Genomic DNA, 24,522 nt, shown 5'->3' with positions numbered 1-24,522 from the left:
ATGAGTTTGAAAAGATTCCAATTTATAGGAGAGAGTTAGGAATGACTGGAAGTGTAGTTAATTATAAACTAGATAAAAGGAAACTCAAATGGAACATATAAGCAATGATAGAGAAACTATAAAGTTACAATCTAACAACCAAAAACATATAAATCCTACAATGCTAGAATCTAACAATGAGATAAAACCCACAGAATCTATAAAGCGAGATTCTATAAAACAAACTTCTATAAACATAGAATCTACAAAGCTAGATTCTAGCATACTAGAATCTAATTATTTAGAATCTAAAAAACCAAACGACACTAAAAACAAAGATAACATAAAGCTAGATTCTAGTGGTGATGAGATTATTTGGGAGTTGAAACATAAAAAAAGTTTGAGCTTCTTTTATTCGTGGCTTGTAAGATACATAGTTTTCTTTGGTGGAATATATTGCATTATCATAGGGATTCAAAAATATTTAAGTAGAGATGATAATAGCTTATCTATCACAATTGCTTTACTTGTATTGGTTGTAATGTGGTTTGTGGTAAGTCCATTAGCAATGTATAAAACATTAAATATAAAATCAATCTTTCTTACAAACAAAAATCTTATTATTCAACGATATATTGGTGATAAAATAGTGCTTCCTTTGGGAAGTTTTTATGTAAAGATTACTTCACCTTCTTGGTTAGCAGCCTTATCGCTTTGTAGCCTTATCGAAGTTATAAGATTTCCAGATATCAGTAAGTATTGGCTGGAACTTGTTGAGTGGAATATTGAAAATCTTGATAAACTTTTTGAGATTTTAAAACCGCATATAACAGAATTTTTATACAACCTAAACGATGAAGAATATAAACAGTTGAAAATACTTGTAAATATGTTTTTAACCAAAGACTTCCATACCAATCTATACAAAAACAAAAGCGGACAATTTGATATAGATAAAATCGATAAACTTAGAGAGGAAAGAAATGTCAAGTCAAACTTGTAAGATAAATGATAACACACCCTATATCTCACTTGATATATGTATCTGTAAAGAAAAATTTGAGAAAATCCCTATTGAGAGAAGAGATTTGGGTATTGCTGGAGATATTACAAATTATTCTATAGCAATAGTAGGAGCTGGCACAACTGAGTCTATGAAAAATTATATGCACAATCAAGGAATTTCAAATAAATTAAATAAAATTTATGAATATAAGCTTATGGGAAATTTTGGCATTTTTTCTTATCTCTTTAAAAAAGTAGAAGGCAAAGATAATGGGAGAGCTATTGGAGAGGTAATACTTGAAACAAGTGTAGGTTATATCGCTACACATGAATTAACAGCCAAAACCGCCAAAACACTCGCTACACGCACAACTTCAAGACTTGGTATCGTTATGGCAGGTAGAATCTTAGGTGGTGCAGTAGGTTCTGTGATACCTGTTGGTGGCACAATACTCGGTGCTATTGCTGGAGCTTGGTTGGCTGGTAAAGCTGAGGAATGGTGGTTTTCTGACGAAGATAAAGCCCTAGAATCTGCCAAAGTAGAAAATGAAAGAATTAAACAATTGGAATATACTTATATATCAAAAATCAATCGCATTAATGACTATCTTATAAGAAATAATTATGTAGAATTAAGGGAGCTTGATAAAGATATATTTGGCAATCCTTTAGCTCATTCTAATGAAGCAGAGAGCCTTTGTAAAGAATCTAGCAATATTTATAGTAGCTACTTCAAAACTATCCTGTTAATGTTAAGCTTTCCACAATACCTTGATAGAAAACAAGAGGAAGAAAAAGAACAAGGAAAGCAAGAAAGAAAAATACAGCCTGTAAAAGACGCTATTCTTCTTACATTGGATATAGAAAAATGTATTGATACAAGCAAAGCAGAATTACTTAAAGAAAAAGAAATCTATATCTATAATGAAAGATTTAAAAGAGTAGTTGCAAAGAGTAAGAGTGATGATAAAGGGAGATTGCAAGTAGAGAAAGTGAGTGTAGGAAAAGAAATAGGTATAGACAGATTAAGTTTTGTGGTGGATAGGGAGAATTTGAGTGAGGATAATTTTGATTTAAGCATAGCCCAATATTCATCAATTACTAATGTCCAAACAAAACATAAAAAGACACAAGAATTAAAACTTCCAAAGGCTCATTTTAGTTTTAATATTCCACAAGCTAAGTTACAATGTGATTGTGAAGTATTAAGCCTAAAAATCCATAAAAGCACCAATACAATTACACTTATCCCAGAAACCAATCTTAAAGAGAGTAGATATAAACCCTATCTACAATTTGCTTATATGGTATTTGAAATAACAGATACTCAAATAGATACGAGCATAAAAAACATTACTTTACAAAACAGACAAATGAGTGGGCTTAATTCTTTAGGAAATGGCTTAAAAACTCAATATCCTATTAAAAAAGATTGGGAAAACAAAGTTGTTGTATTTTTTGCTTTTTTTAATACTCAACAAAAAACACCTTATGCAAAGACTGCATTTATAGAAAAGCCTATTGTTGTTTTGGATATAGGAAGCAGTGGCACATTAGCTCCTCAATATGAACAAGGCAGTCTAAAAAGAAGTGAAATAATAAGCGATGTTGTTGATAAATTAAAAGTAAAAGTTAAGAGCATTGTTGCTCTTATCGTGCTGCAAGAAAACAACGATTCAACAATGGATATAAAACAAAAAGTGCAAATTGCTAATGCTATTAAACATAATTCCCAAAGTGAAAAAATACTTCTTTTGTCTTTACATATTGATAGTGAAAAAAGCGGATTAGCAAGTGGAATGCGTTGTTTTTATAATAACAGACAATATGCAGTGCAAGAGAGAAAATTTATTGCCAGATTAAAAGAAATAAATCCAAGAAAAAATAATGCTAATTTTGAGCATAATGGAAATATGTATATAATGAAATTTGCCAATATACCATCAGTTCTTGTTACACTTGGTTTTATAAGCAATACTAAAGATAAAAACGAACTTAATAATCAAGCTAAAAGACAAATTATCGCCGATACTCTCTTTTTAGCTCTTGCAAACTACACCGCAAAAGACTTATAATAAAGGCTTACTATGACATCACGGCAAATCCACCCTCTCTACAATCGTGGAAGTGTAAGTATATTATTCTTTTTGGTATTTTACTTTTTTGTATTGCCATTTTTAATTGTTAGATTCAGTAAAATTGATTGCATTCACTCCCCCATCCCTCCCACTTAACATAAAGGACCCCTATGTCTTATCTACAACTGAGTATAGATTCCCTCTCTTTTACTATCACTAAAGCCCATATTAAAGAAAGTTTAGAATCCTTATGGAGAATTGAGTGTGAAGGATATATAGAAAGCTTAGAAGAGCATCCTTTTACTTTAGACTTTTTCAACTCTTCAAGGAAAGACCAAGGGAACACTTTTAACTCTTTCCCACATAAGGAGAGCACTTTAAACTTTCACCCCAATGCTTTAATTAACAAGCAAGCAACCTTTAAAATCAGCAATCCCTATCCTCAATCACACTCTACTTCTCACACTTTAGATTTTATAAACAATGCCCTACCCTCTACTTTAGAATCTCTTAAAGATACTATCAAGAGTGCTAAGAATAAAAACAAAGACACTCATCATAATCAAACAAGTAAAGATTCTAAAAACTCTCAAGAATCTTTAGATTCTTTAGGGAGGATAAAAGAATATCAAGGCATACTCTGCTTTGTAGAGTATCTAGGATTAAATACTCAAAGTAGTGCAAATGTGTTTCATAGAGGTAATCTTACCCCCTCTTTAAATCATAAGCATTTCTTTAAGCTTACTCTTTGCTCTTCTCTTTATAGAATGTCTTTAAATAAAGCAAATAGAATCTATACCAATAAGAGTGTTATAGAAGCCATACATTCTACACTCAACTTTTATACACACGATTTAATCAAACCTTTGGATTTCTCTGGGATTGCTTTACACTATCCAAAGTTAGAACTTATTTCTCAATATGAGGAGAGTGATTTAGACTTCATCACAAGATTAGCCCATAATAATGGCATATACTTTTGTGATGTGAGAGGGAGTATATGCTTTTATGATAGCGCACAAAGACACTCTAGTAGAGAACTTACTTTTAATCCTAATGTGAATAACACTTTAAATGAACCTTGTATCTCTAGTGTCTCTAAACTTCAATCTTTAAGAGCTCATACTTTTAGCCAAAGTAGCCAGAATGCTCTCAATCCTTTTTCATTAGAAAGTTTAAGTCTAAAGAGTGATTCCTTATTACAAGAAGGAGAGCAGAATAATTTCACACACTCTTTACATATAAATGAGCATCACTATAGCAATGAATCCTCCTTTACTCAAAGCAGTGATTTAAAAACTCCCATTACTTTAAAAGAAAAAAGATTAAGAGTGATTGAACAAAGTCTCAATGCACAGAGTAATATCTATGATTTAGCTTTAAATGAAAGTATTACTTTAAACTTCTCCTCAAGTTTAAAAGAAAACAAAGAGAGTTTAAGAGATTTTATAATTATAGGAATGGAGCAAGAACTTATTAATGAATCTTTATTAGAGAATAACTTTAATTCTAATGATAATGCCATTAAAAAAGAGAATGCAAAACATTTAAAAGAAAGTGTTACTTCTTTAATGAATACAGAGCAGATAAACAAAGGGAATGAAAGCTTTAATCCCCTCACTCAAAATACTTCTAATGCTTTAGAATCTCTTTCTTCTCCTTCTTCTTTAGGTAAATCTCACTCTTATAGTAATACCCTCACCCTTTTACCTATTACCTTTAGCTATACTCCCTCTTTAAAGAGTAAGCCTAAAGCTCCTAGTAGCACTTTAGGAGTTGTTATTGGAGAGAGTGAGGATATAGATGGAGAAAGAAATACTATTCATACAGATAACTTTGGTAGAGTAAAGGTCCGAATAAATTGCTTTGCTTCTCAAGAGGTTATAGATAATGCAAGAGTGAAAGAACAAAATAATGTTCAAGGAAAAAATATAGAGAATAACCATTCACAAGGCACTCTTCAAAACATTAATGGAAATACTAACACTCATACACAAACAACCAATGATACTTTAAGCAATACAACACAGACAGAGGAGAATATACACTCACAAGAAAATCATACAACAAACAATGATGTGGATAGTAACAATTCACAAATGAAAGCCTACTCTTATCATTACTCTCCTTATCTTAGAGTAAGCTCTCCTATTGCAAGTATAAGTTCAGGTTTGTATCATACTCCAAGAGTGGGAGATGAAGTGATTGTAAGTTTCTTTGATGAGGATATAGATAAGCCTTATATCAGTGCTAGTCTGTATAACCAAAGTAATCCTGCCTTGCCTCCTTTGCCTTTAAATGCTCATCAAACAAGTTTAAGTGCAAGAACTCTTAATAATACAAAAGAGACAGAGGATACAAACTCTTCTATAGTAGAATCTGGATTAAATGAAATCACGCTCTCTAATATAAAAGAGAAAGAACAAATCTATCTTCAAGCACAAAGAGATTATGAAGAACTCATTAAACATAACTTCACTCAAAAGATACAGAATAATAAAGATTCCATAGTAGAGGGAGCATATAATGAAAGGATTAAAAAGATTCATACGCAAACCATAGATTTAGCAAAGATTGTAAGTATTGGAGGAGAATATAATACAAATGTGGCTTTATCTAAAGATACCATTGTAGGATTAAGTCATACTTTAAATGTAGGAGCAAGTAATAAACTTAGAGTAGCTAAGGATAGTAGTGAGTATGTAGGAGAGGATAAGGAGGTGGAGATAGGGGGGAATAACAACACTACTATTGAGAAAGATTCACAGATGATTATTAAAGGCAATAGTGAGACAATCATAGAGGGGGATAATGATATAGTCATTAATAAAAAACTTAATATCCAAACACAAGGCGAAATAGCTATCCACTCCAATGAAAATATTCATCTATCCTCACCACAATCTTTAAGTTTAGAATCTGAAACTGCTGCTATAATGGTTGCTGATAATGTAACAATGATAGCAGATTCTAATTATACTCTTAATGCTAATACTGAAGCGACTATTCAAGTTAAAGATACCTCTATTGTCGCAAAAGGCAACTCTATCATTATTAAAGCTGGTGGAGTAGAAGTAGTCATAGATTCTAAAGGACTTATAGTTAAAGGTGGGGAGATTAAAGCGGAGTGAGGGGAAAGGAAAAAGGAATGAATAGGATATTGTAATGTCAAAGCTTAATTCTGAACCTATAAAAATACAAATAAGAGATGTGTATTATAATCCTATACACAATGCTACTATAAAAATAATTGAAAGAAGAAGTGATAAGATTCTCTATAATCAAGAGAGTGCAAATGGGGAAGTTATTTTAGATGATATAGAGAATCTTAAAGATTGCCACGCTTTTAAAGTAGAGATACAACATTCTCATTATCACTCTAAACCAAAAACAGATTCTTTTTGTATTAGAGAGGCACATAGAGGAAAATATCATACCTTAGAATTTCACTATCAAGAGAAACTTTTAGTAAGCAATGTATATGTAGAAATAAGAGAACAAATACAAAATACTTGTGAGGATAATAGGGCAAATACAATATGCCTACCAAAAAGAACATACAATATAGACAATAATACATTTGCAGAACAAGAAGCACTACAAGCAATCAATCATTTACAAATTTATCTCAAAGCTTACTATAACCAAGACACTATCCCAAACAAAGATAAACAAAGCAATAAACAAAAACAAGCTTATAAAGAGCAAAAGACACAAACAAAATGGGGCTATATACTCTTTGATAAAGACAAAGACATAGATTCTACACTGAAAGAACTCACAAAAGATTCTACTATTCCCTTAACAAAACTCAAAGAATTTATTAGAATCACTAAAGAATATTGTCCTACAAATAATAATATAAAGAATACGCATACAGAATCCACAACACATACTACACAAGCAAATACTTCACACATACACAATAACCCAACAAGTATAGAATCTAAAAGCACAAATAACACAAGCAAAGATTCTAATATCACAGAATCTAAAGACTATCTCTTAGGCGAGGAAATAGACATTTATTACAAAGAGGAATGGCAGGATAAGCAAGTTAGATTCTTTGCGTATATAGAGAGTCCTAAGAGTGATGTGGGGGTAGATATAGAGCTACAAGAAACAAGCTACACTATTATGTATGATGAGGATAAAGAGGATAAACTCTTTTTACACAAAGATTCAAGAATTGATTGGGTAGATGTAGCCATAGAAGTCATCTCTCTTATCCCTCTTGCAAGAGGCGTGAGGATAGCCCTCAATATAGGCAAATGGGGATTAAAACTGCTAAGAGGCAATGCCAACATAGCAAAGAAAGCAAGGGCATACACAAGCAAGAGACTTGCTATAAAAGATAAAAAGGATAAACAAAACAAAAAAACAGAATCTAAGCCTATAAAAGAAGTCAAGCTCCATACTCTGCCTAAAGAGACGCAAGAAACTTATCATAATTATAAAGCACATAAGTGGCAAGGAATGTATCCGGGACAAGGTAAGGGGGTAAGTAGCAAAAATGAAGTGAGAGCAGGCAAAATTTTTCATAATAGAGATTCTATACTCCCTCAAAAACCAGAGGGGACATATAAGAGATTCGATATTAGTAATCGGCATAGTGCAGGACGATTTGTAAGAGATACTCAAACAGGAGATGTATATTACACCACAGACCATTATGAAACATTCATTAAAATCATAGAATAAGGAGGATAGTATGAACTACACCAAAAAAGACAATAGAATCTATACTTTAAAAAGTATGGACGAAGTAATGTTAAAAGATGATAAAGATTTGTTTGTAGTAAGATTAGATGGCTCAAAGTTACACACTTTTGATATGTTTGAAAAAGTAGCTAAAGCTGCTTTTCAAACCCCTACTGATGAAAATATGTTTTGGTTAGATGAACCGGGGAATCCTTGGGTTTGTTGGATAGAAGAGTTAGATTGGCTCTTAGATGCTGGATTTAATTCCTTTGCCTTGATTGTCGAGAATTGGAGTAAGGCATTAGATAGAGATAGTAAAGAGGAAAAAGAATTTCTTTTATATAATTTTCAAGAAACTTGCGACTATTGGGCTTATGAAGTTGTAGAATGCAGTCTTGGTGGCGAACCCAAAGACTTTAACATTTATTTGGTAGGATAATATGCTCTACACAATGAAAGACAAAAAAGATAACAAAGTCTATACTCTCAAAAGTATGGACGAGGTAATGTTAAAAGATGATAAAGACTTGTTTGTCGTTAGACTTGATGGCTCAAAATTGCATACTTACGATGAATTTGAAAAAGCAGCCAAGAAAGCCTTTCAGACACCCACTGATGAGAGTATGCATTGGCTTAATGTGCCGGGGAATCCTTGGGTTTGTTGGATGGAATATTTAGATTGGCTTTTAGATGCTGGATTTAATTCCTTTGCCTTGATTGTGGAGAATTGGAGTAAGGCATTGGATAGGGATATTAAAAAGAAAGAGGAATGGCTTTTGGACGATTTTAAATTTACTTGTGATTTTTGGGGATATGAGATTGTTGAATCTAGTCTTGGCAATGTTGAACCCAAAGACTTTAACATTTATTTAGTAGGATAATATGCTCTACACAATGAAAGATAAAAAAGATAACAAAGTCTATACTCTCAAAAGTATGGACGAGGTAATGTTAAAAGATGATAAAGACTTGTTTGTCGTTAAATTAGATGGCTCAAAATTACATACTTACGATGAATTTGAAAAGACAGCTAAGAAAGCCTTTCAAACGCCAACTGATGAAAGTATGTTTTGGCTAGATGAACCGGGGAATCCTTGGTATTGTTGGATAGAAGAGTTAGATTGGCTCTTAGATGCTGGATTTAATTCCTTTGCCTTGATTGTGGAGAATTGGAGTAAGGCATTAGATAGAGATAGTAAAGAAGAAAAAAATGAACTTTTGTCAGATTTTCAAAACACTTGCGACTATTGGGCTTATGAAGTTGTAGAATGCAGTCTTGGTGGCGAACCCAAAGACTTTAACATTTATTTAGTAGGTTAGATTCCATACTCCCTCAAAAAACCAGAGGGGACATATAGGGAATTTGATGTAACAAATGGACGAGATTCGCCAAGATTTGTAAGAGACACCCAAACAGGAGATGTCTACTACACAAAAGACCATTATGAAAATTTTATACATATCACACCAAAGTAAAGGATAGTGCAATGCCAAAGTTATACGATATGCAATATGGAATCTACACCATACAAAGTGAAAGTGAGATACCAAAGGAACTCATAGAGGACAAATACAATGAATCCGATTTAGCCTTTATCACAAGAATAGCTCATAATAATGGCATATACTTTTATGAAGATACTAACACCATATATTTTTGTGATGAGTATAAACAATCACTCCCTACAACCATTCCCTATAATCCTAATCCCAATAATACACTCAATGAATTATGTATTCACTCTTTTTTTAAACAAGATACTATTGTGCCTAATAGCTTTAGCCAAAGCTCAATCAATGCTGCCTATCCTCTCTATGCACAATCCCTACATCATCATATAGATTCTGCTCCTATCCTGTATAACCAACACGAATATAGGACACAAACTAGCTTTAGCCCACAAGATGATATACAAGCACCTTTCTCTACACTCTAAAGAGGCTAATCCCCAAGAATCTATTGCAAAACAAACCAATCCTCCTTATTGTTATTCTTACTCTCCTTTTCTAAGAGTCTCTACTCCCATAGCCTCTAATCGTTCAGGATTCTATCATACACCTAGAGTAGGAGATGAAGTCATAATCTCGTATATGGATAATGACATAGATAAGCCTTATATATCAGGTAGCCTCTATAACCTAACCAATCCTAGCCTAGCACATTTACCAATACAAGACCATATCACAACACTTAGCTCTAAAACCATAGGCGTAAATGAACAAGGCAGAAATGAAATCACTCTAAGCAATGAAAAAAATAAAGAAGTCATAACACTAAAAGCACAAAAAGACTATACACAATCTATAAATAATAACTTCTCTCAAACTATTCACAATAACAAAGATTCTATCACATTAGGTAACTATACAGAATCTATCCACAAAACCCATAGTCAAAATATCACTCTCACTAAGAGTGTCAAAGTAGGAGGAGAATACCTAACTAATGTAACACTCTCTAAAGATACTTTAGTAGGATTAAGTAATAGCCTTAATGTAGGAGGAGATAACACACTAAGAGTAGGTAAGGATAGTAGTGAGAGTGTAGGGGAAGATAAAAGGGTAGAGATAGGGGGGAATAACAACACTACTATTGAGAAAGATTCACAGATGATTATTAAAGGCAATAGTGAGACAATCATAGAGGGGGATAATGATATAGTCATTAATAAAAAACTTAATATCCAAACACAAGGCGAAATAGCTATCCACTCCAATGAAAATATTCATCTATCCTCACCACAATCTTTAAGTTTAGAATCTGAAACTGCTGCTATAATGGTTGCTGATAATGTAACAATGATAGCAGATTCTAATTATACTCTTAATGCTAATACTGAAGCGACTATTCAAGTTAAAGATACCTCTATTGTCGCAAAAGGCAACTCTATCATTATTAAAGCTGGTGGAGTAGAAGTAGTCATAGATTCTAAAGGACTTATAGTTAAAGGTGGGGAGATTAAAGCGGAGTGAGGGGAAAGGAAAAAGGAATGAATAGGATATTGTAATGTCAAAGCTTAATTCTGAACCTATAAAAATACAAATAAGAGATGTGTATTATAATCCTATACACAATGCTACTATAAAAATAATTGAAAGAAGAAGTGATAAGATTCTCTATAATCAAGAGAGTGCAAATGGGGAAGTTATTTTAGATGATATAGAGAATCTTAAAGATTGCCACGCTTTTAAAGTAGAGATACAACATTCTCATTATCACTCTAAACCAAAAACAGATTCTTTTTGTATTAGAGAGGCACATAGAGGAAAATATCATACCTTAGAATTTCACTATCAAGAGAAACTTTTAGTAAGCAATGTATATGTAGAAATAAGAGAACAAATACAAAATACTTGTGAGGATAATAGGGCAAATACAATATGCCTACCAAAAAGAACATACAATATAGACAATAATACATTTGCAGAACAAGAAGCACTACAAGCAATCAATCATTTACAAATTTATCTCAAAGCTTACTATAACCAAGACACTATCCCAAACAAAGATAAACAAAGCAATAAACAAAAACAAGCTTATAAAGAGCAAAAGAAAGAGACGAAGTGGGGTATTATCATAGGCAATCCAAATGAATCCCAACCTGTAAAAGATAATGTAGCATTTCAGATACTTAAAAACAAAGATGACTATGAACTTAAAGGAGAAGAAATAATATTAAATCTAAAACAAGAATGGCTCAATCAAACAATAAGGATTTATGCCTATATAGAGAATCCCAATCATAAGGTGGGCAATACGCTACATATCTATGCACCTATTGAATACAAAGAGGAGGGGCTTGTTGATGTAAGTGGGTATGTAATAGGGATTGTAGGGGTTGTGGGAAGGAATGCAATAATCAAGGGTGTAAAATTTGCTTCAGAATTGCAGGGTAATAGATATGTACGCAGAGAAAATAGAGAATCTCAAGGAATTGCTAGAGAATCTTTGAACAATAAAGAAGCAAGAGAATGGTATGTTAATACGCAACTACCAAAAATCAAAGAATTGGGCGATAAAATTATAACACTTGAAGAAAGAGCAAGATTTCATTTTAATTTTCGCAATCAAGCTAGAAAGGACACAAGAGACGCTATGAAAGATAGGAAAAAAGCAGAAGAACTTGAAAATGACAGAAAAAACAAAACTTGGGAGGAATGGATAGAATATGTGAAAAAAAGAAAAGGATTGACAAAAATGGAGGATATTTATAATTATACCATTGAGGCTTCACAACGCACTAATCCTGATGTTAATAGCAAGTTTGGTATCAAACCACAATAATGAATTGTTATGTTTAATTGGATAAGGAGAAAGATAATGGATAAAACTAAAGAAACGAAAAGGATTTCCTATTCAAAGTATCTTTGGAAAAGAGTTAATCATTTAGATTTCACAATAGAGAATTTCTATTGTGAAGAAGAAGTTTGTCCTTTTTGTATTAAAGCATTGGCACAATACAAACATTACAATGTTGTATTAAATGAAGATTATCTTTTGGGTCCTGATGTGAGCATTTGGAATTTTACAATCAATGATAAACCTTATGTATGGATATGGGACGTCATAACAGGGGAAAATACTATACGAGCCAAGTTTATAGAAAACCCAGACAATACGGAAAATAAAACACTAGAAAAAATTATGCAAGACCTCTGCGATGTGCTTAATATGCTTGTAGAAAAAGGTGAGATAGAATCTACTGATGATACTTCTAGTGATTGGCAACCCAAACACTATTAATCAAAACCTAAAAGGTTACTAAGGATTATCTATGCCTTACCTCTCCCTAAAAGTAAAGCCAATATTCTTAGTAGTATTTCTCTTTTAAAGGACCCTTATGTCTTATCTACAACTGAGTATAGATTCCCTCTCTTTTACTATCACTAAAGCCCATATTAAAGAGAGTTTAGAATCCTTATGGAGAATTGAGTGTGAAGGATATATAGAAAGCTTAGAAGAGCATCCTTTTACTTTAGACTTTTTCAACTCTTCAAGGAAAGACCAAGGGAACACTTTTAACTCTTTCCCACATAAGGAGAGCACTTTAAACTTTCACCCCAATGCTTTAATTAACAAGCAAGCAACCTTTAAAATCAGCAATCCCTATCCTCAATCACACTCTACTTCTCACACTTTAGATTTTATAAACAATGCCCTACCCTCTACTTTAGAATCTCTTAAAGATACTATCAAGAGTGCTAAGAATAAAAACAAAGACACTCATCATAATCAAACAAGTAAAGATTCTAAAAACTCTCAAGAATCTTTAGATTCTTTAGGGAGGATAAAAGAATATCAAGGCATACTCTGCTTTGTAGAGTATCTAGGATTAAATACTCAAAGTAGTGCAAATGTGTTTCATAGAGGTAATCTTACCCCCTCTTTAAATCATAAGCATTTCTTTAAGCTTACTCTTTGCTCTTCTCTTTATAGAATGTCTTTAAATAAAGCAAATAGAATCTATACCAATAAGAGTGTTATAGAAGCCATACATTCTACACTCAACTTTTATACACACGATTTAATCAAACCTTTGGATTTCTCTGGGATTGCTTTACACTATCCAAAGTTAGAACTTATTTCTCAATATGAGGAGAGTGATTTAGACTTCATCACAAGATTAGCCCATAATAATGGCATATACTTTTGTGATGTGAGAGGGAGTATATGCTTTTATGATAGCGCACAAAGACACTCTAGTAGAGAACTTACTTTTAATCCTAATGTGAATAACACTTTAAATGAACCTTGTATCTCTAGTGTCTCTAAACTTCAATCTTTAAGAGCTCATACTTTTAGCCAAAGTAGCCAGAATGCTCTCAATCCTTTTTCATTAGAAAGTTTAAGTCTAAAGAGTGATTCCTTATTACAAGAAGGAGAGCAGAATAATTTCACACACTCTTTACATATAAATGAGCATCACTATAGCAATGAATCCTCCTTTACTCAAAGCAGTGATTTAAAAACTCCCATTACTTTAAAAGAAAAAAGATTAAGAGTGATTGAACAAAGTCTCAATGCACAGAGTAATATCTATGATTTAGCTTTAAATGAAAGTATTACTTTAAACTTCTCCTCAAGTTTAAAAGAAAACAAAGAGAGTTTAAGAGATTTTATAATTATAGGAATGGAGCAAGAACTTATTAATGAATCTTTATTAGAGAATAACTTTAATTCTAATGATAATGCCATTAAAAAAGAGAATGCAAAACATTTAAAAGAAAGTGTTACTTCTTTAATGAATACAGAGCAGATAAACAAAGGGAATGAAAGCTTTAATCCCCTCACTCAAAATACTTCTAATGCTTTAGAATCTCTTTCTTCTCCTTCTTCTTTAGGTAAATCTCACTCTTATAGTAATACCCTCACCCTTTTACCTATTACCTTTAGCTATACTCCCTCTTTAAAGAGTAAGCCTAAAGCTCCTAGTAGCACTTTAGGAGTTGTTATTGGAGAGAGTGAGGATATAGATGGAGAAAGAAATACTATTCATACAGATAACTTTGGTAGAGTAAAGGTCCGAATAAATTGCTTTGCTTCTCAAGAGGTTATAGATAATGCAAGAGTGAAAGAACAAAATAATGTTCAAGGAAAAAATATAGAGAATAACCATTCACAAGGCACTCTTCAAAACATTAATGGAAATACTAACACTCATACACAAACAACCAATGATACTTTAAGCAATACAACACAGACAGAGGAGAATATACACTCACAAGAAAATCATACAACAAACAATGATGTGGATAGTAACAATTCACAAATGAAAGCCTACTCTTATCATTACTCTCCTTATCTTAGAGTAAGCTCTCCTATTGCAAGTATAAGTTCAGGTTTGTATCATACTCCAAGAGTGGGAGATGAAGTGATTGTAAGTTTCTTTGATGAGGATATAGATAAGCCTTATATCAGTGCTAGTCTGTATAACCAAAGTAATCCTGCCTTGCCTCCTTTGCCTTTAAATGCTCATCAAACAAGTTTAAGTGCAAGAACTCTTAATAATACAAAAGAGACAGAGGATACAAACTCTTCTATAGTAGAATCTGGATTAAATGAAATCACGCTCTCTAATATAAAAGAGAAAGAACAAATCTATCTTCAAGCACAAAGAGATTATGAAGAACTCATTAAACATAACTTCACTCAAAAGATACAGAATAATAAAGATTCCATAGTAGAGGGAGCATATAATGAAAGGATTAAAAAGATTCATACGCAAACCATAGATTTAGCAAAGATTGTAAGTATTGGAGGAGAATATAATACAAATGTGGCTTTATCTAAAGATACCATTGTAGGATTAAGTCATACTTTAAATGTAGGAGCAAGTAATAAACTTAGAGTAGCTAAGGATAGTAGTGAGTATGTAGGAGAGGATAAGAGTGTAGAGATACAAGCAAACCTCAATACAAGTATTAAGCAAGATGAGAATAGGAATGTAGGGGGGAATAAGAGGGAGGTGGTAGGTAAAGAATATCATTTGCAAGTTGAAGATAGTATCAATATAGAATCTACTAATGAAACTACACTTAGGACTAAAGGGAATCTTTTATTTACATCTAATGCTTCTATGGGACTTGAAACAGATGAAAATGCTACTTTTATAGCTGATAATATTGTATCAGAAGCAACAAGTGATTATTCTATCAATGCAGGTAATACTATTAATTTAAAGATTAATGAAACCACTATTTACGCAACAAGTGATACAATAATCCTCAAAGCTGGTGGAGTAGAAGTAGTCATAGATTCTAATGGTTTAGTGGTAAAAGGTGGAGAAGTTAAGAGTGAATAGGAAATAATATATGTCAAAGACACAAAACACACAAGAATATAGCAAAGAGACTATACGCATACGCATTAGAGATATGCAAGATAATCCTATTGTTAATGCAAAAGTCAGACTTATTGGTATAAAAAATAAAACTAAGTATGATATTGAACTTGATGAAAAAACAAATGCAAATGGCGAAGTTGTGTTTGATAGTAAAGAAAAACTGCAAGAAAACACACAAAGTTTTGAGATTAGAATAAGCCACCAAGATTATCAAGCAAAACCAAAGGATAATTACAGGAGGCTATGTAGAAGTTATGAGTATGGACATTTATGCCATGCAACATTTGAGCATAAATTATCCAATTTTGCAGTGCAAAAGGTTGTTATAGAATCTGATGAATTTTTATTACAAGACATTAGACACTCAATAAAGAAAAATTTTTATAAAACAGGCAATAGAGTAATGCTTAAAGCTCAGTATGATGAGAATAAGGTAAAACCTCAAGAGATTAAATGGGGATACAAGATACTTAATAGAGGGGAGCAACACATACAAAAAACAGGTAAGGTAGAGGGAGTAAAGTATATCTTATTTAGCAATGCTAGGTCTTATGTGCCTACAAATATTCCTATTACCGATAAGATTACAGAACCAATACAATCTAATGATGAGATTTTACAACTTTTGCAAACAGAAAGTATAGGATTTGCTATACCAGATACACAAGAATGGAAAAACAAAAGTATTGCTATCTTTGCCTACAAACATAATCCACATTGGGAAGTATGCCAGATAATACATACTGACGATTATCCACAAATAGTAATTGATGGCACTTTAGCAGAAACATTAAGAATGCAAAAGGATACAAGTCTCACACAAGGCGAGCAAAAATTCACAAAAGAAATGCAAACTCTAAACATTCAAGCTAAAATTCTAGGTTGGGGCACAAGCTATCTACTTCAAAGACTTTGGCATGATAATCCCAAAAATCCTAACGATTTTGTCAAGCAAGATAGATTTGCCGCAAATAAGGGATTACGTTATGCAAGTAGCAAAGACATAGTCATTGATGATGACGATTTATATGAGATTCTAAGTGATTTTGAGGAGATAAAGATACAAAAGCTTTCTTTTAAGCAAAACGCACAAGACACAATGGAGTATTATGCTGAACTAGATTGGGATAATCTTTATCTACAATTCCCTATGATAAAGGATTTAGAATCTAAAATTTTAGGCGTTAGAAATGATAATGGCATATATATGCAAGATAAAGCTACGCATATCATTACAGACAATTTTAAGGTTGAAGTAAAGAAGTTTTTACAAAATACACACCAAGCACAAGAAATACAAAAAGTCTTTAGTGATACATCAGTGCAAAAACAAACCTTTCAAGTGGTTATGCTTTTAGATAAAATGCAAGAGAGGGCAAATAGCCTCAAAGATACCTTTGCTTTTAAAGATTGCTTTGGTATTATCCCCATAGATACAAATATCACAAAAGAAAGCAGCAAAGCATTTATCTATAATAATCAAAAGGTAAAACTCCTCATAGATTGCCAGCCACACGAATTTGCTAGATTACATCTACAAAGCTATCCATTAACAGACGAGACTTTTGCCAAGTATATGGGGGTGGATATGAAAGAGGGAGCGACATTAAGCAACTATGTAAAAGGCTTTCAAACAATGAGAAAATCTGAACAAGAATTTAACCAACTCCTAGATAATACCCCCTATGCTAAAAGCACCATAGCCCTATACGCTATCACAGGGAAATTTAGCATCTATTATCTACCGCATACTTTTACGATACAAAGAAATACAAAGCAAGAGAATCTACTAGAATGCTGTATAGATTCTTTGCTTTGCTATATCTATGATAGCTTTGATTTTAGCGACCAGTCCTATCAGCCTGTGGGTATGTGGGATTATAATGAAGTAAAGTTTAATCAGTATGAAGCTATGCAACATTTGGGCTTATATAAGAAACATGACTTTATTGATAGTTTGGACGAAATGTTAGATATAATTAATAAAGGATATATGATGAACAAATACTACATCATCAACCAAAACTATCAAGATTACCAAACCCATTTTAAATTTGGGCTAGATTATAGAATCTTTAGTAAGAGTGCCAAAATGATTAAGATTCTAAAAAATAATCATTTAATCACTATAACACTAGGGGTTTGATAATGGCAATGTATGTATTTTCTCTGTATTCTGAAGCAAATAAAAATATTATTCTATGTATTCTATGGATATTATTGCTTTTTTATGCTTTTATTCTTCCCTTATTAATTGCAAGATGGAATAAAATAGAGTCTATACATTATATCCTTTCTTCCACAGCGTTTATATTTGGCTTATTAGTAGCTTACACTGTCTGTGTATTAGCCTTTGTGGTACTTCTGAAGCTATCAATCGATTATGTATTGATACTATTTATTATAGGGAGCTTATTAGCAGGAGCTTTTTATAATCCACTTGTATTAATTCTCATATATTGTAAAGAAAAAAATAAAAAAAGATATTCTCTTGGTAAAACGATAGGTATTTTTGTGGGAAGTGTGAGTATTTGTGGTGTTATACTTGCAGATATATTTATGCTAAATCCCTTTCTCCTTTTTTATGCAGTAAATCCACTTTTTGGTATTGGAGCTAGATAAATGCAAAGTATTATGAAACAATCAGCACAACAAGATAAATACTACATCATCAATCAAAATTACCAAGACTACCAAACTCATTTTAAATTCGGACTAGATTATAGAATCTTTAGTAAAAGTGCTAAGGTAATAGAGATTCTAAAAAATGAGGATTTGACAATTATCTTTCAGGGTGGTGAGCTGTGAGTTTTGTTTATTTTCATATCTACCCACATTACCTTATCTTGTTAATAGGGTGGGTATTTTATTTCTTTATTATGTTTCCTGTGTTGAAATACATAAATCAAAAAGTTTTTTTCTACGAAATATTTGCTCTCAAGAGTTTTTTATCGGGATATGTGTGCGGAATAATAGTTGTATGCTTATATTATATTATATACATCAAAAGGGATATAGATACAATGCCTTTATTTTTACTTGCTTTTATAAGTGGTGGTGGAATGCAAATCTATGGAATGCTATTAAAATTTCATTTATGCAATAACACATCAGGTATTCATTTTGGATTGACACAAAATATTATTATATTTGTTATGACTTCATTGTTGATTGGATTATTGCTAGTGGATATAATGGCTTGCTCTCCATTTGTAATACTTGGAGCAATGCTTAAAGAAAGTATTATGAATAATGGAATATTGGCGAGATAATCTTATGTATAAAGCATACAAAGACTTGCCACATTTTATAACTGCCAAATTTGCTAGTATGGACGCACAAAGAATAGAACAAGATATGAATAGGACTATTGAATATAGTAAAAAGCATAATCTATACTACATCATCAATCAAAATTACCAAGACTACCAAAATAACTTTCACTTTGGACTTGATTATAGAATCTTTAGCAAAAGTGCTCGGGTAATAGAGATAAAACATAATAATTGTGTTAATTTGAAATTAGGGGTTTTGTAATGGTGCTGCTTTATATGTGGCTCAAGCAGGGAATATCTGATTTTGATAATTTAGTTTTAGCCATTACTTGGATTTTTTATTTTATCATTATGCCTTTTATTATCAGGATGTTGAATAAAATAGAGTTTTTCAATGCTATATTTTGTTCAAAACGATTTTTTATGCTATGGATTATTACGATTTTATTAGGCACAACTTGTGCGATTTTATATTTTGGGTGGGATTGGCTTTTGTTGCTAAATATTGCAGCCACAGGGATAACAACAATTACTCTAACTTTACTTCCTGTTTTAAACACAGATTCTAAGCATAAAATGAATATTCTAGAATCTCTTTTTGTATTTCTTATATTCTGTATTATATTTGTAGATAATGTAATTGCTAGTCCATTTTTTATTTTATTTTATGGCACTTCATTAATTGGTCTTGGGGGTAGATAATGCAAACTACCATCAAACAATCAGCACAACAAAACAAATACTACATTATCAATCAAAATTACCAAGACTACCAAAATAACTTTCACTTTGGACTTGATTATAGAATCTTTAGCAAAAGTGCTCGGGTAATAGAGATAAAACATATTTAAAGGACCCCTATGTCTTATCTACAACTGAGTATAGATTCCCTCTCTTTTACTATCACTAAAGCCCATATTAAAGAGAGTTTAGAATCCTTATGGAGAATTGAGTGTGAAGGATATATAGAAAGCTTAGAAGAGCATCCTTTTACTTTAGACTTTTTCAACTCTTCAAGGAAAGACCAAGGGAACACTTTTAACTCTTTCCCACATAAGGAGAGCACTTTAAACTTTCACCCCAATGCTTTAATTAACAAGCAAGCAACCTTTAAAATCAGCAATCCCTATCCTCAATCACACTCTACTTCTCACACTTTAGATTTTATAAACAATGCCCTACCCTCTACTTTAGAATCTCTTAAAGATACTATCAAGAGTGCTAAGAATAAAAACAAAGACACTCATCATAATCAAACAAGTAAAGATTCTAAAAACTCTCAAGAATCTTTAGATTCTTTAGGGAGGATAAAAGAATATCAAGGCATACTCTGCTTTGTAGAGTATCTAGGATTAAATACTCAAAGTAGTGCAAATGTGTTTCATAGAGGTAATCTTACCCCCTCTTTAAATCATAAGCATTTCTTTAAGCTTACTCTTTGCTCTTCTCTTTATAGAATGTCTTTAAATAAAGCAAATAGAATCTATACCAATAAGAGTGTTATAGAAGCCATACATTCTACACTCAACTTTTATACACACGATTTAATCAAACCTTTGGATTTCTCTGGGATTGCTTTACACTATCCAAAGTTAGAACTTATTTCTCAATATGAGGAGAGTGATTTAGACTTCATCACAAGATTAGCCCATAATAATGGCATATACTTTTGTGATGTGAGAGGGAGTATATGCTTTTATGATAGCGCACAAAGACACTCTAGTAGAGAACTTACTTTTAATCCTAATGTGAATAACACTTTAAATGAACCTTGTATCTCTAGTGTCTCTAAACTTCAATCTTTAAGAGCTCATACTTTTAGCCAAAGTAGCCAGAATGCTCTCAATCCTTTTTCATTAGAAAGTTTAAGTCTAAAGAGTGATTCCTTATTACAAGAAGGAGAGCAGAATAATTTCACACACTCTTTACATATAAATGAGCATCACTATAGCAATGAATCCTCCTTTACTCAAAGCAGTGATTTAAAAACTCCCATTACTTTAAAAGAAAAAAGATTAAGAGTGATTGAACAAAGTCTCAATGCACAGAGTAATATCTATGATTTAGCTTTAAATGAAAGTATTACTTTAAACTTCTCCTCAAGTTTAAAAGAAAACAAAGAGAGTTTAAGAGATTTTATAATTATAGGAATGGAGCAAGAACTTATTAATGAATCTTTATTAGAGAATAACTTTAATTCTAATGATAATGCCATTAAAAAAGAGAATGCAAAACATTTAAAAGAAAGTGTTACTTCTTTAATGAATACAGAGCAGATAAACAAAGGGAATGAAAGCTTTAATCCCCTCACTCAAAATACTTCTAATGCTTTAGAATCTCTTTCTTCTCCTTCTTCTTTAGGTAAATCTCACTCTTATAGTAATACCCTCACCCTTTTACCTATTACCTTTAGCTATACTCCCTCTTTAAAGAGTAAGCCTAAAGCTCCTAGTAGCACTTTAGGAGTTGTTATTGGAGAGAGTGAGGATATAGATGGAGAAAGAAATACTATTCATACAGATAACTTTGGTAGAGTAAAGGTCCGAATAAATTGCTTTGCTTCTCAAGAGGTTATAGATAATGCAAGAGTGAAAGAACAAAATAATGTTCAAGGAAAAAATATAGAGAATAACCATTCACAAGGCACTCTTCAAAACATTAATGGAAATACTAACACTCATACACAAACAACCAATGATACTTTAAGCAATACAACACAGACAGAGGAGAATATACACTCACAAGAAAATCATACAACAAACAATGATGTGGATAGTAACAATTCACAAATGAAAGCCTACTCTTATCATTACTCTCCTTATCTTAGAGTAAGCTCTCCTATTGCAAGTATAAGTTCAGGTTTGTATCATACTCCAAGAGTGGGAGATGAAGTGATTGTAAGTTTCTTTGATGAGGATATAGATAAGCCTTATATCAGTGCTAGTCTGTATAACCAAAGTAATCCTGCCTTGCCTCCTTTGCCTTTAAATGCTCATCAAACAAGTTTAAGTGCAAGAACTCTTAATAATACAAAAGAGACAGAGGATACAAACTCTTCTATAGTAGAATCTGGATTAAATGAAATCACGCTCTCTAATATAAAAGAGAAAGAACAAATCTATCTTCAAGCACAAAGAGATTATGAAGAACTCATTAAACATAACTTCACTCAAAAGATACAGAATAATAAAGATTCCATAGTAGAGGGAGCATATAATGAAAGGATTAAAAAGATTCATACGCAAACCATAGATTTAGCAAAGATTGTAAGTATTGGAGGAGAATATAATACAAATGTGGCTTTATCTAAAGATACCATTGTAGGATTAAGTCATACTTTAAATGTAGGAGCAAGTAATAAACTTAGAGTAGCTAAGGATAGTAGTGAGTATGTAGGAGAGGATAAGAGTGTAGAGATACAAGCAAACCTCAATACAAGTATTAAGCAAGATGAGAATAGGAATGTAGGGGGGAATAAGAGGGAGGTGGTGGAGGGAGATAGCGATATAAGTATCAATCAAAAACTTAATATCCAAACACAAGGCGAAATAGCTATCCACTCCAATGAAAATATTCATCTATCCTCACCACAATCTTTAAGTTTAGAATCTGAAACTGCTGCTATAATGGTTGCTGATAATGTAACAATGATAGCAGATTCTAATTATACTCTTAATGCTAATACTGAAGCGACTATTCAAGTTAAAGATACCTCTATTGTCGCAAAAGGCAACTCTATCATTATTAAAGCTGGTGGAGTAGAAGTAGTCATAGATTCTAAAGGACTTATAGTTAAAGGTGGGGAGATTAAAGCGGAGTGAGGGGAAAGGAAAAAGGAATGAATAGGATATTGTAATGTCAAAGCTTAATTCTGAACCTATAAAAATACAAATAAGAGATGTGTATTATAATCCTATACACAATGCTACTATAAAAATAATTGAAAGAAGAAGTGATAAGATTCTCTATAATCAAGAGAGTGCAAATGGGGAAGTTATTTTAGATGATATAGAGAATCTTAAAGATTGCCACGCTTTTAAAGTAGAGATACAACATTCTCATTATCACTCTAAACCAAAAACAGATTCTTTTTGTATTAGAGAGGCACATAGAGGAAAATATCATACCTTAGAATTTCACTATCAAGAGAAACTTTTAGTAAGCAATGTATATGTAGAAATAAGAGAACAAATACAAAATACTTGTGAGGATAATAGGGCAAATACAATATGCCTACCAAAAAGAACATACAATATAGACAATAATACATTTGCAGAACAAGAAGCACTACAAGCAATCAATCATTTACAAATTTATCTCAAAGCTTACTATAACCAAGACACTATCCCAAACAAAGATAAACAAAGCAATAAACAAAAACAAGCTTATAAAGAGCAAAAGAAAGAGACGAAGTGGGGTATTATCATAGGCAATCCAAATGAATCCCAACCTGTAAAAGATAATGTAGCATTTCAGATACTTAAAAACAAAGATGACTATGAACTTAAAGGAGAAGAAATAATATTAAATCTAAAACAAGAATGGCTCAATCAAACAATAAGGATTTATGCCTATATAGAGAATCCCAATCATAAGGTGGGCAATACGCTACATATCTATGCACCTATTGAATACAAAGAGGAGGGGCTTGTTGATGTAAGTGGGTATATTGTGGGGTTTGGAGCAGCGATTGGCAGAGGTCTGGTAATAAAAGGCACAAAATTTATATCAGAAATACAGGGCAATAGGTATGTGAAAAAAGAAAGTAGAGAAATGCAAGGCATAGCTAGAGAATCTTTAAATAATAAAGACGCAAGAGAATGGTATGTCAATACACAATTACCAAAAATTAAAGAGCTTAATAATAGAATCTTGACACTTGAAGAAAGGGCAAGATTTTGTTTTAATTTTCGTAATCAAGCTAAAAAAGATACAAGAGATGTTATGAGGGATAGGGCTGAAGCTGGGAGACTAGAATATAAAGAAAAGATTAAAACTTGGGAAGAATGGATAGAATATATAAAAAAAGAAAAGGGATTGACAAAAATGGAGGATATATATAATTATACTATTGAAGCTTCAAGTAGGTCAAGACCCAGTGTAAATGAAAACTTGGGGGTAAGCCCAAAATGATACGACAAATAGTGCAATATATTATCAAACCATTTAAACTTAAAAAAGGAGAATTAATGCAGACAGAAAAAAGAAAGGTTACTTATTGGGGCGGTTATCGGGAGATAGAGGGGCGTTTTGAATTTTATTTAGATGATTTCTATTGTGAAGAATATGTTTGTCCTTTTTGTATTAAAGCATTGGCACAATACAAGCATTATAATGTAGTGTTAAATGAAGATTATCTCTTTGGTCCTGATGTGAGTATTTGGGATTTTACTATCAATGATTTATCCTGTTTTTGGATATGGGAAACTGATACTTGGAGAAGCAGGATAAAAGTTAATGGCAATCCAAGCAGTCTAAAAAGAGAAACCCTAGAAAAAATTATGCAAGACCTCTGCGATGTGCTTAATATGCTTGTAGAAAAAGGTGAGATAGAATCTACTGATGATACTTCTAGTGATTGGCAACCCAAACACTATTAATCAAAACCTAAAAGGTTACTAAGGATTATCTATGCCTTAC

Annotated in this window: 23 protein-coding genes and 2 pseudogenes; all 25 read left to right on the top strand. The window is 32.1% G+C overall.

The genetic code is table 11. The features are described 5' to 3' along the window. The first annotated feature begins 88 nt into the window (after positions 1 to 88). On the top strand, positions 89 to 982 hold the full coding sequence (locus DY109_RS04650) for a hypothetical protein (RefSeq protein WP_023950138.1): 894 nt from the start codon (positions 89 to 91) through the stop codon (positions 980 to 982). Further along, positions 963 to 3,059 carry an N-acetylmuramoyl-L-alanine amidase family protein gene (locus tag DY109_RS04645; RefSeq protein WP_115737800.1) on the top strand — a complete coding sequence of 699 codons (2,097 nt, stop codon included), beginning with the start codon at positions 963 to 965 and terminating at the stop codon, positions 3,057 to 3,059. Before DY109_RS04650 ends, DY109_RS04645 begins: the two co-directional genes overlap by 20 nt. 173 nt (positions 3,060 to 3,232) lie before the next feature. Further along, positions 3,233 to 4,405 (top strand): annotated as a pseudogene (locus DY109_RS12560) (contractile injection system protein, VgrG/Pvc8 family); the annotation flags it as partial. A 369-nt stretch (positions 4,406 to 4,774) separates the two neighbouring features. Beyond that, positions 4,775 to 6,193, top strand: coding sequence for a bacteriophage T4 gp5 trimerisation domain-containing protein (locus tag DY109_RS12555; RefSeq protein WP_425323550.1), 1,419 nt, complete (start codon positions 4,775 to 4,777; stop codon positions 6,191 to 6,193). 34 nt (positions 6,194 to 6,227) lie between these two features. Continuing rightward, positions 6,228 to 7,763, top strand: coding sequence for a ribonuclease domain-containing protein (locus tag DY109_RS04635; RefSeq protein ID WP_115737798.1), 1,536 nt, complete (start codon positions 6,228 to 6,230; stop codon positions 7,761 to 7,763). 10 nt (positions 7,764 to 7,773) lie between these two features. Continuing rightward, on the top strand, positions 7,774 to 8,202 hold the full coding sequence (locus tag DY109_RS04630) for a hypothetical protein (RefSeq protein WP_002957650.1): 429 nt from the start codon (positions 7,774 to 7,776) through the stop codon (positions 8,200 to 8,202). Position 8,203: 1 nt separating this feature from the next. Beyond that, entirely contained in the window at positions 8,204 to 8,644 is a 441-nt protein-coding gene (locus DY109_RS04625; protein ID WP_023947232.1) for a hypothetical protein, read from the top strand. Between the two features lie 67 nt (positions 8,645 to 8,711). Further along, a complete protein-coding gene (locus tag DY109_RS04620; RefSeq protein ID WP_244916650.1) occupies positions 8,712 to 9,083 on the top strand; it encodes a hypothetical protein in 372 nt (123 codons plus the stop codon). Beyond that, entirely contained in the window at positions 9,084 to 9,239 is a 156-nt protein-coding gene (locus tag DY109_RS04615) for a ribonuclease domain-containing protein (protein WP_081445339.1), read from the top strand. A gap of 11 nt (positions 9,240 to 9,250) precedes the next feature. Next, on the top strand, positions 9,251 to 9,700 hold the full coding sequence (locus DY109_RS04610) for a contractile injection system protein, VgrG/Pvc8 family (RefSeq protein ID WP_015453670.1): 450 nt from the start codon (positions 9,251 to 9,253) through the stop codon (positions 9,698 to 9,700). Then, positions 9,669 to 10,736 carry a bacteriophage T4 gp5 trimerisation domain-containing protein gene (locus DY109_RS04605; protein ID WP_244916649.1) on the top strand — a complete coding sequence of 356 codons (1,068 nt, stop codon included), beginning with the start codon at positions 9,669 to 9,671 and terminating at the stop codon, positions 10,734 to 10,736. The genes DY109_RS04610 and DY109_RS04605 overlap by 32 nt, the downstream gene beginning before the upstream one ends. A 34-nt stretch (positions 10,737 to 10,770) precedes the next feature. Next, positions 10,771 to 12,048, top strand: coding sequence for a hypothetical protein (locus tag DY109_RS11970; protein ID WP_244916648.1), 1,278 nt, complete (start codon positions 10,771 to 10,773; stop codon positions 12,046 to 12,048). 36 nt (positions 12,049 to 12,084) lie between these two features. Continuing rightward, positions 12,085 to 12,507: a hypothetical protein gene (locus tag DY109_RS04590; protein ID WP_015453674.1), complete on the top strand. Its 423-nt coding sequence runs from the start codon at positions 12,085 to 12,087 to the stop codon at positions 12,505 to 12,507. 97 nt (positions 12,508 to 12,604) lie between these two features. After that, positions 12,605 to 15,565 carry a type VI secretion system Vgr family protein gene (locus tag DY109_RS04585; RefSeq protein WP_115737796.1) on the top strand — a complete coding sequence of 987 codons (2,961 nt, stop codon included), beginning with the start codon at positions 12,605 to 12,607 and terminating at the stop codon, positions 15,563 to 15,565. A gap of 10 nt (positions 15,566 to 15,575) precedes the next feature. Then, the gene (locus DY109_RS11700) at positions 15,576 to 17,753 is read left to right on the top strand and encodes a DUF6402 family protein (RefSeq protein WP_220313935.1); all 2,178 of its coding nucleotides are present in this window, start codon (positions 15,576 to 15,578) and stop codon (positions 17,751 to 17,753) included. A gap of 2 nt (positions 17,754 to 17,755) precedes the next feature. Beyond that, positions 17,756 to 18,229, top strand: a complete 474-nt coding sequence (locus tag DY109_RS04575; protein ID WP_115737795.1) for a hypothetical protein — start codon at positions 17,756 to 17,758, stop codon at positions 18,227 to 18,229. Then, on the top strand, positions 18,230 to 18,415 hold the full coding sequence (locus DY109_RS04570; RefSeq protein ID WP_034316733.1) for a hypothetical protein: 186 nt from the start codon (positions 18,230 to 18,232) through the stop codon (positions 18,413 to 18,415). Between the two features lie 215 nt (positions 18,416 to 18,630). Continuing rightward, a complete protein-coding gene (locus tag DY109_RS04565; RefSeq protein WP_115737794.1) occupies positions 18,631 to 18,879 on the top strand; it encodes a hypothetical protein in 249 nt (82 codons plus the stop codon). Next, positions 18,860 to 19,144: a hypothetical protein gene (locus tag DY109_RS11965; RefSeq protein WP_244916647.1), complete on the top strand. Its 285-nt coding sequence runs from the start codon at positions 18,860 to 18,862 to the stop codon at positions 19,142 to 19,144. The genes DY109_RS04565 and DY109_RS11965 overlap by 20 nt, the downstream gene beginning before the upstream one ends. After that, positions 19,144 to 19,584 (top strand): hypothetical protein, encoded by a 441-nt coding sequence (locus tag DY109_RS04555; protein WP_115737793.1) that lies wholly within the window; start codon positions 19,144 to 19,146, stop codon positions 19,582 to 19,584. Before DY109_RS11965 ends, DY109_RS04555 begins: the two co-directional genes overlap by 1 nt. Then, complete coding sequence (locus DY109_RS11380; RefSeq protein ID WP_181894617.1) at positions 19,584 to 19,733, top strand: hypothetical protein; 150 nt, start codon at positions 19,584 to 19,586, stop codon at positions 19,731 to 19,733. Before DY109_RS04555 ends, DY109_RS11380 begins: the two co-directional genes overlap by 1 nt. A gap of 9 nt (positions 19,734 to 19,742) precedes the next feature. Beyond that, a pseudogene (locus DY109_RS12550) lies at positions 19,743 to 20,915 on the top strand (contractile injection system protein, VgrG/Pvc8 family); the annotation flags it as partial. Positions 20,916 to 21,284: 369 nt separating this feature from the next. Then, a complete protein-coding gene (locus DY109_RS12545) occupies positions 21,285 to 22,703 on the top strand; it encodes a bacteriophage T4 gp5 trimerisation domain-containing protein (RefSeq protein ID WP_425323549.1) in 1,419 nt (472 codons plus the stop codon). Positions 22,704 to 22,737: 34 nt separating this feature from the next. Then, entirely contained in the window at positions 22,738 to 24,015 is a 1,278-nt protein-coding gene (locus tag DY109_RS11960) for a hypothetical protein (protein ID WP_244916646.1), read from the top strand. 56 nt (positions 24,016 to 24,071) lie between these two features. Further along, positions 24,072 to 24,482, top strand: coding sequence for a hypothetical protein (locus DY109_RS04535; protein ID WP_110511266.1), 411 nt, complete (start codon positions 24,072 to 24,074; stop codon positions 24,480 to 24,482). The last annotated feature ends 40 nt before the right edge of the window (positions 24,483 to 24,522 follow it).

Origin of the sequence: Helicobacter fennelliae, from assembly GCF_900451005.1 — a bacterium.
Lineage (GTDB): Bacteria > Campylobacterota > Campylobacteria > Campylobacterales > Helicobacteraceae > Helicobacter_B > Helicobacter_B fennelliae.
The sequence above is the reverse complement of the archived record's forward strand: the minus strand, read 5'-3'. Positions and strand labels throughout refer to the sequence as shown.

Bases quoted from the DNA above. Each gene is read 5' to 3' on its own strand.
- DY109_RS04650 (WP_023950138.1), top strand. From the start codon at position 89: ATGGAACATATAAGCAATGATAGAGAAACTATAAAGTTACAATCTAAC.
- DY109_RS04645 (WP_115737800.1), top strand. From the start codon at position 963: ATGTCAAGTCAAACTTGTAAGATAAATGATAACACACCCTATATCTCA.
- DY109_RS04635 (WP_115737798.1), top strand. From the start codon at position 6,228: ATGTCAAAGCTTAATTCTGAACCTATAAAAATACAAATAAGAGATGTG.
- DY109_RS04630 (WP_002957650.1), top strand. From the start codon at position 7,774: ATGAACTACACCAAAAAAGACAATAGAATCTATACTTTAAAAAGTATG.
- DY109_RS04625 (WP_023947232.1), top strand. From the start codon at position 8,204: ATGCTCTACACAATGAAAGACAAAAAAGATAACAAAGTCTATACTCTC.
- DY109_RS04620 (WP_244916650.1), top strand. From the start codon at position 8,712: ATGTTAAAAGATGATAAAGACTTGTTTGTCGTTAAATTAGATGGCTCA.
- DY109_RS04610 (WP_015453670.1), top strand. From the start codon at position 9,251: ATGCCAAAGTTATACGATATGCAATATGGAATCTACACCATACAAAGT.
- DY109_RS04605 (WP_244916649.1), top strand. From the start codon at position 9,669: ATGATATACAAGCACCTTTCTCTACACTCTAAAGAGGCTAATCCCCAA.
- DY109_RS11970 (WP_244916648.1), top strand. From the start codon at position 10,771: ATGTCAAAGCTTAATTCTGAACCTATAAAAATACAAATAAGAGATGTG.
- DY109_RS04590 (WP_015453674.1), top strand. From the start codon at position 12,085: ATGGATAAAACTAAAGAAACGAAAAGGATTTCCTATTCAAAGTATCTT.
- DY109_RS04585 (WP_115737796.1), top strand. From the start codon at position 12,605: ATGTCTTATCTACAACTGAGTATAGATTCCCTCTCTTTTACTATCACT.
- DY109_RS11700 (WP_220313935.1), top strand. From the start codon at position 15,576: ATGTCAAAGACACAAAACACACAAGAATATAGCAAAGAGACTATACGC.
- DY109_RS04575 (WP_115737795.1), top strand. From the start codon at position 17,756: ATGGCAATGTATGTATTTTCTCTGTATTCTGAAGCAAATAAAAATATT.
- DY109_RS04570 (WP_034316733.1), top strand. From the start codon at position 18,230: ATGCAAAGTATTATGAAACAATCAGCACAACAAGATAAATACTACATC.
- DY109_RS04565 (WP_115737794.1), top strand. From the start codon at position 18,631: ATGCCTTTATTTTTACTTGCTTTTATAAGTGGTGGTGGAATGCAAATC.
- DY109_RS11965 (WP_244916647.1), top strand. From the start codon at position 18,860: ATGGAATATTGGCGAGATAATCTTATGTATAAAGCATACAAAGACTTG.
- DY109_RS04555 (WP_115737793.1), top strand. From the start codon at position 19,144: ATGGTGCTGCTTTATATGTGGCTCAAGCAGGGAATATCTGATTTTGAT.
- DY109_RS11380 (WP_181894617.1), top strand. From the start codon at position 19,584: ATGCAAACTACCATCAAACAATCAGCACAACAAAACAAATACTACATT.
- DY109_RS11960 (WP_244916646.1), top strand. From the start codon at position 22,738: ATGTCAAAGCTTAATTCTGAACCTATAAAAATACAAATAAGAGATGTG.
- DY109_RS04535 (WP_110511266.1), top strand. From the start codon at position 24,072: ATGCAGACAGAAAAAAGAAAGGTTACTTATTGGGGCGGTTATCGGGAG.